General features: G+C 56.7%; 10 protein-coding genes and 1 tRNA gene. 1 reads left to right on the top strand and 10 read right to left on the bottom strand.

Going from position 1 to position 12,160, the window contains the following annotated elements; all coding sequences use genetic code 11:
- Positions 1-4: 4 nt before the first annotated feature.
- The 4 genes from ACE419_RS01115 to uvrC form a co-directional block, all read right to left on the bottom strand.
- A complete protein-coding gene (locus ACE419_RS01115) occupies positions 5-973 on the bottom strand; it encodes a malate dehydrogenase (protein ID WP_295630712.1) in 969 nt (322 codons plus the stop codon).
- A gap of 303 nt (positions 974-1,276) precedes the next feature.
- Entirely contained in the window at positions 1,277-1,441 is a 165-nt protein-coding gene (locus ACE419_RS01120; protein ID WP_288807824.1) for a rubredoxin, read from the bottom strand.
- 127 nt (positions 1,442-1,568) lie between these two features.
- The gene (locus tag ACE419_RS01125; protein ID WP_435720740.1) at positions 1,569-2,438 is read right to left on the bottom strand and encodes a PHP domain-containing protein; all 870 of its coding nucleotides are present in this window, start codon (positions 2,436-2,438) and stop codon (positions 1,569-1,571) included.
- A gap of 1 nt (position 2,439) precedes the next feature.
- A complete protein-coding gene (gene uvrC / locus ACE419_RS01130) occupies positions 2,440-4,281 on the bottom strand; it encodes an excinuclease ABC subunit UvrC (RefSeq protein ID WP_295712370.1) in 1,842 nt (613 codons plus the stop codon).
- Positions 4,282-4,527: 246 nt separating this feature from the next.
- Here uvrC and ACE419_RS01135 point away from each other — a divergent pair, with 246 nt between their 5' ends.
- Positions 4,528-5,892: an acetyl-CoA carboxylase biotin carboxylase subunit gene (locus ACE419_RS01135; protein WP_435720741.1), complete on the top strand. Its 1,365-nt coding sequence runs from the start codon at positions 4,528-4,530 to the stop codon at positions 5,890-5,892.
- A 97-nt stretch (positions 5,893-5,989) separates the two neighbouring features.
- Here the strand turns inward: ACE419_RS01135 and ACE419_RS01140 are convergent, their stop codons facing one another.
- The 6 genes from ACE419_RS01140 to radA all read right to left on the bottom strand — a co-directional run bounded on the left by ACE419_RS01140 (position 5,990) and on the right by radA (position 12,117).
- A complete protein-coding gene (locus ACE419_RS01140) occupies positions 5,990-7,201 on the bottom strand; it encodes an alanyl-tRNA editing protein (RefSeq protein WP_435720742.1) in 1,212 nt (403 codons plus the stop codon).
- Positions 7,202-7,242: 41 nt separating this feature from the next.
- Positions 7,243-7,890 (bottom strand): potassium channel family protein, encoded by a 648-nt coding sequence (locus ACE419_RS01145; protein WP_435720743.1) that lies wholly within the window; start codon positions 7,888-7,890, stop codon positions 7,243-7,245.
- 21 nt (positions 7,891-7,911) lie between these two features.
- Positions 7,912-9,243 carry a TrkH family potassium uptake protein gene (locus tag ACE419_RS01150; RefSeq protein ID WP_435720744.1) on the bottom strand — a complete coding sequence of 444 codons (1,332 nt, stop codon included), beginning with the start codon at positions 9,241-9,243 and terminating at the stop codon, positions 7,912-7,914.
- A gap of 56 nt (positions 9,244-9,299) precedes the next feature.
- Positions 9,300-9,384: transfer RNA gene (locus tag ACE419_RS01155), tRNA-Leu, on the bottom strand.
- Positions 9,385-9,442: 58 nt separating this feature from the next.
- Positions 9,443-10,633: a D-alanyl-D-alanine carboxypeptidase family protein gene (locus ACE419_RS01160; protein WP_435720745.1), complete on the bottom strand. Its 1,191-nt coding sequence runs from the start codon at positions 10,631-10,633 to the stop codon at positions 9,443-9,445.
- 101 nt (positions 10,634-10,734) lie between these two features.
- On the bottom strand, positions 10,735-12,117 hold the full coding sequence (gene radA, locus ACE419_RS01165) for a DNA repair protein RadA (protein WP_435720746.1): 1,383 nt from the start codon (positions 12,115-12,117) through the stop codon (positions 10,735-10,737).
- Between the last annotated feature and the right edge of the window lie 43 nt (positions 12,118-12,160).

Below are 12,160 nucleotides of genomic sequence, written 5' to 3' on the forward strand. Positions count from 1 at the left end.
GCAATTATTTGAGTGCGTCGCCGAGTTTTGCGTTCGTGTTGCGGGCAGCCTGAACGCTTTCCTCAAACTTAGCTTTCTCGTCGCCGTCGAGTTTGATTTCGACAATCTTCTCGAGGCCGTTCTTGCCGAGGATGCACGGTACGCCGATGCAGAGGTCTTTCTCACCATACTCGCCTTCGAGGTAGACGCAGCACGGGATGAGCTTCTTAGCATCGAGAGCGATAGCTTCAACCATCGTTGCAGCTGCAGCGCCCGGAGCAATCCAAGCGGACGTGCCGAGGAGCTTCGTCAGCGTAGCGCCACCGACCTTCGTCTGAGCAACAACATCGTCAAGAGCTTCCTTGCTGAGGAGCTGCGTTACAGGAATGCCGCGCAGCGTTGCATAGCTGACGAGCGGAACCATCGTCTTGTCGCTGTGGCCGCCGATGACCATGCCATCAACGTCAGCCGGCGTAGCCGGATAGCCAGCCTTCGTCAAAGCCTGTGCGAGGAAATAACGGAAACGGCTGCTGTCGAGCATACCGCCCTGGCCGAGGATGCGGTTGCGCGGAAGCTTCGTGTCTTTGAGCGTCAGGAACGTCATAGCGTCCATCGGGTTGGAGATGATGATGAAGTAAGCATTTGGGGAATACTTAAGGGCCTGGTCAACAACGCTCTTAACGATCTTAGCGTTGACACCGATGAGGTCTTCACGGCTCATACCCGGTTTACGCGGCATGCCGGACGTAACAACGACAACATCAGAACCAGCCGTCGGAGCGTAGCCTTCCGGATCGCCAGGTTTTGCCGTGACACCCGTTACCGTCGTGTCAAAGTTCAGCATATGAGCCGTCTGCATGATATCCATGGCTTTGCCCTGCGGGACACCCTCTTTGATATCGACGAGAACGACCTCGCTGCAGAACTTCTTCGTAGCAAGAACGTTTGCGACCGTAGCACCAACATTACCTGCACCAACAACTGTTACCTTCATAATAAATTGCCTCCTTATAATTTGAAAGCGTCTTTCTGCGCATCTTGTCAGAAACCGCTTTTCGGAATGCCAACAAAGTATGCATCAGATTTATGATTCATTACGTGTAAATTATAGCAAAGTATCGTCAAAAAATCAATGCATCATGTATACTTTTTATTTTAGTATTAGCATACATTTATGCCTATAGCATGATTCCGATCTGTCATGATAGTATGTATGCGAGTACCGCAAAGGAAAAGAGGAACCCCGTGGCTCCTCTTCGATTGTCAGCTTTTAGCAGCTGGATTCCCTATGAAACTCTCAGGACTGCTGCTCCTCGAACATGTCCTTGCCAACGCCGCAGAGCGGGCAGACGAAATCATCCGGCAGGTCCTCGAACGGAACGCCCGGTGCGAGATCGTAGTCAGGATCACCCTTTGCCTCATCATAAATCCAGCCACAAACCGTGCAAACCCAAACTTTCATTGAAAAAGCCTCCTTTAAATATGTCTTCTCTATAACATTTTGATTATCAGGCAGATGCCTGCTGCTCCTCAATCTGTTACGCTCTTAAAATTCGCGGTACCCCTGCCGTTTTCCTGCCTTGATTTCATTATTTATGAAATTTTTTGCAGGAAAGAATGACTTTCTCATAAACGTCGTAGGGAATCGCGAGATTGTTGTCAATGCCATGGCCCATCTCAATCTGCGGACGGTTTGTACCGTGAAAATCCGTGCCGCCCGTCATGAGCAGATGGTATTTGTCAATCATGTAGGCAGCAAAATCGCTGTCTTCCTGCGTGTAGTTTGGATACCAGCGCTCCATGCCGTCAAGGCCGAGTTCATGCAGGCGCGCGATGGCCTGTTCCTGCTCTGCGCGCGAAATCCCCTTGAGGCCGATGTTCTTATGGAAATGCGCGAGCGACGTGACGCCGCCGGCTTCATGGATGGCAGGCAAAGCTTCCTCTGCAGGGATATTCTGGTCAAGACCAAGCTGTGCTACGGCCGGGTCGAGATAATGATCCCAGAGTGGCTGCGCGCGGTCGTAAAGGTGCAGCGAGACGAGATAGCGCATGACGGCGTAGCGGTCGAGCGTTTTGCCATAGGCATACGGCAGGACCTTGTCCATCGAGATGTCGATTCCCTTAGCGCGCACATAGTCGACAATTTCAGGAATCCGGCCCTCCTTGACGCGGCGGACTTCCTTGTAAAGCTTCTGGAACGCGGGATGCTCCGGGTCAAAACCGAGGCAGACGATATGGAGCTTGCGGCCCTCAAAATCCGTCGTGAGCTCCATGCCATTGATGAAGTCAAGTCCCTGCTCTTTGGCCGCGGCGGCTGCCTCCGCGTTGCCGGCCATATTGTCGTGGTCGGTCAGGGCAAAGGCCGAAAGCCCGACTTCTTTGGCATGGACAGCGAGGTCATGCGGCGTGTAGCTGCCATCGGAGACGAGTGAGTGGACATGCAGATCTATGATTTTCATATTATTCCTTTCCTTTCGTTTCAGACCGCAGCGCGCGCTGTGCCTGGAAAAAGTGGTAGACGGCCTCAGCCGCGGGGCGGTTCATGCCCGGCGCCTGCAGCAGTTCATCGACATCGGCCTCGCGGATGCGGGCGATGGTGCCGAAGTGCGTGCGCAGGGCCTGACGGCGCTTCGGGCCGATGCCGACGATATGGTCGAGTACCGAGACGAGATTGCGTTTGCCGCGCAGTTTGCGGTGATACGTGATGGCGAAGCGGTGCGCCTCGTCGCGGATGCGTTCAATGAGATAAAGAGCCTGGCTGTGGCGCGGCAGGACCACAGGTTCGCTCTCCCCTTCCCTGAAGACGAGCTCGAACTGCTTGGCTAGCCCCACGACCGGCACATCCTTATGGCCGCCCGCCTGCCGGATGATTTCGAGAGCCGACGAGAGCTGGCCCTTGCCGCCGTCGATGACGATGAGGTCCGGCAGTTCCTCCTCGGGCAGTCCAACATAGCGCCGCGCCGTAACCTCGCGCATCGAGAGAAAGTCATCGGGCTTGCCCTCCGTACTGTGAATCTTGAAGCGGCGGTAGTCCGACTTCTTCGGCAGGCCGCCCTCGAAGACGACCATCGAAGCGACGGTCTCCGAGCCCTGAATATGTGAGATATCGAAACATTCCATGCGGTACGGCGGCTTTTTGAGCCCGAGATATTTGCCGAGCTCGCGCACGGCCCCCATTGTCTGGTCATTGGCCTGTTTCATGCGGGCGGCCTCATCCGAAAGATATTTCTCCGCGTTGCCCTCGGCCATGGCGACGATATCGCGCTTCGTGCCGCGCTGCGGGACGAGCAGCTGCACCTTGATGCCCTTCTTTTTTTCCGTCAGCCAATTTTCAAGCAGCTTTTTTTCATCTGCGGCAATGTCCAGGGGCAGCAGGATTTCGCGCGGCACAAAAGCGGCGCGGTGATAGTACTGCGAGAGGAACGCTTCGAGGATATCGGCATCGCTGTCTTCCTCACTGCCCTGCAGCAGAAAATGCTCGCGGCCAATCATCTTGCCGGCGCGGATAAAGAAAATCTGCACGCAGACGCCGATTTCCGAACGCGCGAGGCCGATGGCATCCTGGTCGCCGGCGCCCGTCACGATATTCTGCTTCTCCGCGATTTTCTGCACGGCGCGCAGCTGGTCGCGCAGACGTGCGGCCGTCTCAAAGTGAAAGAGCTCCGCGGCTTTTTCCATGCGCAGCTTGAGTTCACGCTCGACATCTTCCGTGCGCCCCTCCAAAAAAAGCAGCACGGCGCGAATCATCACGTCGTAATCTTCCTTCGTGACCTTGCCGACGCACGGTGCGAGGCAGCGCTTGATATGGTATTCGAGGCACGGCCGGTCCTGCAGATGGCGGCACGTGCGCAGCGGAAAGAGCTTCCGGAGGAGTTTTAAACTCTGGTGCACGGCCGTGACATCGGTATAGGGGCCAAAATAGCGCGCGCCGTCTTTCAAGACGCGGTGCGTGAGAAAAACGCGCGGATATTCTTCATTGACCGTGACCTTGACATAAGGATAGCTCTTGTCATCCTTGAGGCTGATATTGTAATGCGGCCGGTGCTTCTTGATGAGATTGCACTCGAGAATCAGCGCTTCGACCTCGGAATGCGTCATGATAATCTCAAAATCGGCAATATGCGAGACCATCGCCTTCACTTTGGGCGAATGGTTCTTGTTCTGCTGGAAGTACTGCCGCACACGGTTCTTCAAGACCACGGCCTTGCCGACGTAGATAATCTGCCCGCGGTCATTCTTCATGATGTAGACCCCGGGGCTGTCCGGCAACAGCTTGAGTTTTTCGGCAACGATCTCTGTCAAATGCTCACGGCCTTTCTGTCTTTTTCTCGATTGCTTCTATATAATACATCACGTTCCTGAAAAATCACTTCCCATTATACTCCAAATTACACCGTCATGCTATTATTGCAATTCACGCATGCATGTGATAAAATCAAAGCAGATTAAAAATTAGCATCAGGTTATAATATCTGCTAATTTATTTTGACAAGACACAGCCTATTGACAGTGATTCCAGACTCTTTTTGATTCAGGAGGAATATTTCTATGTTTAAACGCGTTTTGATCGCCAACCGCGGCGAGATTGCTGTACGCATCATCCGCGCCTGCGAGGAACTCGACATCGAGACCGTCGCCATCTACTCTGAGGCAGACGAGAATGCCCTACACGTGCAGCTGGCCGACCATGCCGTACTCGTCGGCGGTGCCGATGCCACGGACAGCTACCTCAATAAGGACTCCATCCTGCGCGCTGCGCTCGAGACGGGCGCCGATGCCATCCATCCAGGCTACGGCTTCCTCTCCGAGGATGCTGACTTTGCCGAGCAGGTCACGCAGCATGGCATCACGTGGATTGGACCGATGCCGGAGACCATCCGCCTCGTCGGCGACAAGGACGTGGCCCGCGCTTCGATGATGCCGTCCGGCATCCCGATGGCCAAAGGCAGCGAGCCGCTCAAGAACAACAAGGAAGCCATGAAGGTCGCTAAAGAAGTCGGCTATCCGGTCATCCTCAAGCCGGTGTCGGGCGGCGGCGGCAAGGGCATGTATGTCGCTCATAACGAAGACGACCTCAAGAACATCCTCGACAACCTCGTTGACCTCAAGAAAATCAATTATTACTTCGAGCACTACATCGAGCGTTCGCGCCACATCGAAGTACAGATTGTCGCCGATAACTACGGCGAAGTCATCCACCTCGGCGAGCGCGAGTGCTCCATCCAGCGCCGCAACCAGAAACTCCTCGAGGAATCGCCGTCGATTGCCCTGACGCACGAAATGCGCAAGCGCGTGGGCACACTGGCCGTCAAGGCAGCTAAGAGCGTCCACTACTCCAACGTTGGCACGGTCGAGTTCCTCTTAGACCTCACGGACAACCAGTTCTACTTCATGGAAATCAATCCGCGCATCCAGGTCGAACACGGTGTCACGGAAGAAGTCACGGGCATCGACATCGTGCGCACGCAGATCCGCATCGCTGCCGGCGAGCCGCTCGACATCACGCAGGCCGACGTCCACTTCCAGGGCCATGCCATCGAGTGCCGCATCAACGCCGAGGACCCGGACAACAACTTCATGCCGTCGCCGGGCCAGATCACGTTCCTGCACGAGCCGAGCGGCCCGCGTGTCCGCTTCGATTCGGGCGTCACGGCAGGTCTCTCGATTGAGCCGTACTACGATTCGATGATCGCCAAGCTCATCGTCCATGGCCGCACACGCGGCGACGCCATCAAGATCATGCAGCGCGCACTCAAGGAATTCCGCATCGACGGCGTCAAGACGACGATTTCCCTGCACCAGAAGATTCTGAGCGACAGCTACTTCCGCACGGGCAACATCGACACGCAGTTCATCAAGAAGCGCATCGCGACGTACGAGGCCCAGAAGAACGGCCAGAACTACTTCGCCTGATTAAAAACAAAAACACAGCAATAAAAAGGAGATATCCGCAGTTTTGCGGGTATCTCCTTTTTTGTGCTTTTTGCTTTTTTACGTTTTGATCTTATGCTCAGATGCCCGCCATCAAGTTCTTGGCCTTTTCCTGCCAATTTTCCTCATAAGCGCCGCTGCCCTGACACGAATTCGGGCGTCCGCCGCCGCGGCCGCCGAAAGCTTCATTGACCGTGCGGATGACCTGCTGGCAGTTCACATCGCAGCCTTCCGACAATGCGAACATGTAATTGATGCGTTCGCCGCTGCGGTAGAAAATGGCGGCAAAGGCCTCAGGAATTTCGCCGAGGCGCTTCATCAGGGCCTTGGCTTCCTTCGGCGTCATATCCGCTTCCGTAAAGACAAATTTTTTCGCGCCGCTTTGCGTCGTTTCGGGATGCTGCTGCATTTCGGCGAGACGGTAATCGAGGAGTTTGCCCGTGCACTCTGTCAGGCGTTCGCCGATTTCCTTTTTCTCCTGCTGCAGTCGCGCCACGCCTTCCGGAAGGTCCGTCTCCTTGATGGAGAGCAGATTCGAGGCTTCAAGGGCTGCCAGCATATAGCTTTCAACGCGCTCAAGGGCTTCGCGGCCGCAGAGGAAGCTGATGCGCGAACCCTCTTTGTGCTTCTCGACCTTGAAAATTTTGACGAGGCCGACCATGCCGCTCGAAGTCGGATGCGTGCCGCAGCAGGTGCACGAGTCACTGCCCTCGACCGAGACGATGCGCAGCATCCCCGTGAGTTTATCGTTGAATTTGCGCAGATGCATCGTTGCCGCTTCTTCGGCCGGCACGAGCTTCGTCGCAATTGCATGGTCCTCCTGAATCTGGCGGTTCGTGAAGCGCTCGGCCTGCAAAGCCTGCTCCCATGTCATTTCCTTGTCGAGGTCAATGCCGACCATGTCCGCCGTCATATGGAAGCCGACATTGTGCGCGCCAAAGAGTTTGAAAAACGCATACGACAGCATGTGTTCGCCGCAGTGCTGCTGCATGTGGTCAAAGCGCACGGTCCAGTCGAGCTCGGCCGTGACTTGCGCGCCGATTTCAAGCGGCTCTTTTGTCTCGTGGAAGACGCAGCCGTTCTTTTCATGAACGTGCAGGACCCTGATTTTCTTTTCCCCAACGGACAGTGTGCCCGTGTCGCTTAATTGCCCGCCGCCCTCAGGGAAAAAGACGGTCTGGTCGAGTACAATAGCATAACCGTCCTTGTACGATTCACAGTTTAAGACCTCAGCCGTGCAGCTCTTCTGCATGACATCTTCATCGAATAAGCGTTTTGTTTCCATAGCCATATCACCGTATCCTTTCTCAAAAATCTTCAGTCTCCCATGGCTCAAAGCGCGGTGAGTTTGCCCAGAGACTCTCTCGAACCGAGGATCAGGACGGAATCTTCCGTTTTCAGGGCCGTCTGCGGCGTGACGTCCACGTGCAGACGCCCAGACGAGCGTACGCCCAGAACGTTGACGTGATAGACGCGGCGGATGTCGAGCTCCCCGACCGTGTGCTCTGCCCATTTCTTAGGCATGGCAATCTCGTAAATGGCATAACTCGGGCTGAGTTCAAAGTAATCGAGCAGATGGTCGGAGCCGCAGCGTATGGCCGTCCAGAGGGCCAGCTGCTTTTCGGGGTAAACGACTTCATCGGCACCGTTGCGCAGCAGGAATTTCTCCTGGATGCTGCTCGAAGCGCGTGCGACGACGTATTTGGCCCCGAGCTCATGCAGCTGCAGCGTCGTCTCCAGGGAACTCTGGAAATCGTCGCCGATGGCCACGATGCAGACGTCAAAATCGCGCACGCCGAGGGATTCCAGAAAATGCGGGTCCGTGCTGTCCGCAATCAGGGCGCTGTTCGTATACGGCAGCACCTGATTGACGAGTTCTTCATTCTTGTCGACGGCCATGATCTCGTGGTGCATGGCGTGCAGCTTGCGCGCAACATGGCGGCCATAGCGGCCAAGGCCTATGAGCAATATGGATTTCATCTTTTCACCTCATGAGAAAAATCAGCCCACCGTGATCTTGCCGACGGGCAGCCGGCACGGCGCGGCTTTGCGGCGTCTGTGCAGCGCGTAAATCATCGTCAGGGCACCGACACGGCCGAAATACATCAAAAACATCAGCAGGCACTTCGAGAACGGGCAGAGATTTTCAGTCAGGCCAATCGAGAGGCCCACCGTGCCGAGCGCCGAGGAAACTTCGACCATCGCATCGAACATCGAAACATGGTCGAGAAAGCCGATGCAGATGCTCGTGCCGAAGAACAGGAACAAATACATCAGGAAGATGGCCAAAGCCTGACGGACCGTTTCCGTCGGAATGCGGCGCGCACTGCATTCGACATCATCGCGCATGCGCAGCACGGCCAGCATGGCCATAAAAAGCGCAAAGGCTGTCGTCGTCTTGATGCCGCCTGCCGTGGACCCCGGCGCGCCGCCCGTGAGCATCAGGATAATCATGATGCAGCGGCTGCCCTCGCTGAGGTCTTCGATATCCATGGTGTTGAACCCTGCCGTACGCGTCGTGACCGACTGAAAGAGCGACTGCCAGAAATGCATGCCCGCGCTGCTGCCCATCGTCTCCTGCGTGTAGAAAATCACGGCCGGCACGAAGATGAGCACGATGGTCATCCCCATGATGATGCGCGTCTGCAGGCTCCATTTCCGCCAATGAAAATGGTTGACCGAAAGGTCAGCCCAAGTTAAAAAGCCAAGCCCACCCGCGACGATAAGCCCCATAATTGTGAGATTCACTAAGGGGTCTGCCGCATACGCCATGAGCGAACCGCCGCCGCGCGTGCCCATGATATCAAACCCCGCATTGCAGAACGCCGAAATCGCATGGAAAAATGCCATCCAGATGCCCTGTGCCCAGCCGTAATCTTTGACAAAGACCGGCATCAGGAGCAGCGCGCCGAGAAGTTCCACGCCGGCCGTGAACTTCAGGATGAAGCGCAAAAGGCGCACGATGCCGCCCACCTGCGTGGCCGAGATGGCATCCTGCATCGTACTGCGCTGCATGAGACTCACGTGCCGCCCCGTGCCCACTGTGATGGCCACGGCCATCGTCACAACGCCGAGGCCGCCAATCTGGATGAGCAGCAGAATGACGCACTGCCCAAAAAGCGACCAGTACGACGCCGTATCGACGACCGTGAGCCCTGTCACGCAGGAAGCGGAAACCGCAGTAAAAAGGGCAGCCATCGGCGTTGCTCCCTGACCGCTCTGCGTGGCCAAAGGCGTCATCAGGAGCAGGGCCCCACAGCCAATCAGCAGGGCAAAGCTCAGCACGATAATCTGGAACGATGAGAGCCTGCCCAGCAGATGTGTGATATTCATGAAAACCTCCCCAATAGAAAACAGGCAGCATCGTGGATGCTGCCTGTCGGTATGTCTGGTGCGGATGAAGGGGCTCGAACCCATACGCCTCGCGGCACTGGATCCTAAATCCAGCGCGTCTGCCAATTCCGCCACATCCGCTCAAATGAACGTGCCTATTATATCATATCCTGATTTTCTCTGTCAATTTTCAGCTTGGTCAGAACCAGCTGAGCGGTGTCTCGAAGAGGCCGACGAGCCACGAACCGAGACCAAAGCCCTCAGGTGCGGCATCCGAGGCCATGTCAACGCTGCCGACGTCCTCACCGTCATACGAGATGACGGCATGGCCGACGACCTGACCGGCAGAGAGCGGACCGTTGAGGACTTTCGGCACCTCGTAGCGAACGCTGAATTTCTTCGCATCCTCGCCCGGCAGCACAGGGAAATCGATATCCGTCACCGGCCGCACGCGCACGCGCGAATTGACGCTGTTCTTGACCCAGACATGGCGCGAAGCATCCTTCGTCGTCGGGCCGTTCACAAGCGTGACGTTGGCAAAGCCATAGTCGAGAATTTTGCGCATATCGGGGAAGCGGTCCTCTTCGGTCGGCGCTTTCATGAGCACGGCGATGAGGTGCACGCCGCCGCGTTCGGCCGAAGCCGCGAGGCAGCCGCCAGCAGCCTTGGTCCAGCCCGTCTTGATGCCCGTGATGCCCTCGTAATTGCCGAGCAGTTCATTGGTGTTCTCGGCTAAAAGCGTCTTGCCCGACGGGGAAAGCCACGTAATCTGCAGTTCCTTCTGGCGCACAAAGTCGCGGAAGACCGGATTTTTCATGCCGTACTGCGCGAGGCGCGCCATATCGTGCGGCGTCGAGTAATGATTCGGGTCCGTCAGTCCGTTCGGATTGGCAAAATGCGTGTCGTTCATGCCGAGTTCTTTGGCTTTTTCGTTCATGCGGTCCGCAAACAGTGCGGTGCTGCCGTCAATCTGTTCGGCAACGGCCACGGCCGCGCCGTTGTCCGACATCATCATCATGCCGCGCAGGAGTTCTTCTGCGGTGATGACATCGCCTTTCGCGATGTGCAGCGGCGTATCCTCCGTGTTCGCGGCATTCTCAGAAATCGTGATTTTCGCATCGGGCGGCAGCAGGCTGATGCCAAGAAGGCACGTCATCATCTTCGTCATGCTCGCTGGATAATGGCGCTCTTCGCCGTTTTTCGACCAGAGCACGCGGCCCGTGTCCGCGTCGATGAGGATGGCGGCTTCGGCCTTGACGGCAGGTGCATCCGCGCCCGCCTCACCTTCCGCAAGGGCCGGTGCAGACTGCAAAAAAAGCAGCGGCAGGACCAGTACAGAAGCGAGCAGCAGGGCTGTTATTTTTTTATGAAGACTGTGCAGGAGTTTCACAGAATCATCCTTTCTCTTCCAGAAATTACATTCCCATTATAACATGGAACGCGCTTTCTGGCATCCATGGGATATTTCCAGGATATTTCTGTCTCAGGTTCTTAAGTGCGCGGCATCGCAAGCCGCAGCGCATCGCCGATGGTCTCGGCGCCGTAAAGCGTGATGCCCCTTGTGCTGTCATTTTCCTGCAGCTGGCGGTAATTCTTCATCGGCAGCACGACGTGCGTAAAGCCGAGGCGCTTTGCCTCGTTGACGCGCAGGTCGGCCTGACTGACGGCGCGGACCTCGCCGGAGAGTCCGACTTCGCCAAAGACGATGGTCTTTGGGCGCAGCAGGCGGTTCGCAAAACTCGAGGCCATGGCCACGCAGATGCCGAGGTCTGCTGCCGGCTCATCGATGCGGATGCCGCCGGCGACTTTAACGTAGACATCGCAGGCACCGATTGAAAGGTGCACGCGCTTTTCGAGCACGGCCAGAAGGAGCTGGATGCGCTTGATGTCGACGGAATCCGCCGTGCGCCTTGGCGGCACATAGGGCGTTGGTGCGACAAGGGCCTGCAGCTCGACGAGCAGCGGCCGCGTGCCCTCAACCGTCGGGATGATGACCGTGCCCGAATCCTGCTCGCGGTCCGACAGAAATAATTTTGAGGCGTCGGGCACGTCGACGAGGCCGACATCGCGCATCTCAAAGAGTCCGAGTTCATTCGTGCTGCCGAAGCGGTTTTTGACGGCGCGCAGCACACGGTATTCCGCATTGCGCTCCCCCTCAAAATAGAGCACGGTATCGACGATATGCTCGAGGACGCGCGGGCCGGCCAAAGTACCATCCTTCGTTACATGGCCGATGACAAACGCGGCGATGCCGTTCTGCTTCGCGATGCGCAGCAAATCAACAGCACACTCCCTGACCTGCGAGACGCTGCCGGGCGCGCTCTGTACATCGGGCTTGAAAATCGTCTGAATCGAGTCGATGACGAGAAGGTCCGGCTTGACATTGGCCACATGCGTCTCGATGGTCTCGAGATTTGTCTCGCTGACAACGAGCAGACTGTCGGCAAGGGCGTGCAGGCGGTCGGCGCGCATGCGGACCTGCCGCGTGCTCTCCTCGCCCGTCACATAAAGGACCCTGCGGCCGCCGCGTGCGACATCGGCGCAGACGCGCAATGTCAGGCTCGACTTGCCGACGCCCGGGTCACCGACAATCAGCACCATCGAGCCTGGGATAATGCCGCCGCCCAAAACGCGGTCGAGCTCGCCCGAGCCCGTCAGAAAGCGCGGCATATCTTCGATTTCAACTTCTGCGATTGGCTTTGGCTTCTGTGCATCAGAAAGGCCGAGGCGCAGACCGCCCTTATCCGCCTCCGGCGCCACCGTCTCTTCGACGAGTGTATTCCACGCGCCGCAGGACGGGCAGCGGCCCATCCACTTTGGGGTATCGTAGCCGCATTCCTGACAGACGTAGACGGTCTTTTTCTTTTTCGGCAAGACAGCCACCTCCTAAGATTTTCCTTCTATATAAATACGATAT

Origin of the sequence: Mitsuokella apri (assembly GCF_047974105.1) — a bacterium.
GTDB lineage: Bacteria > Bacillota > Negativicutes > Selenomonadales > Selenomonadaceae > Mitsuokella.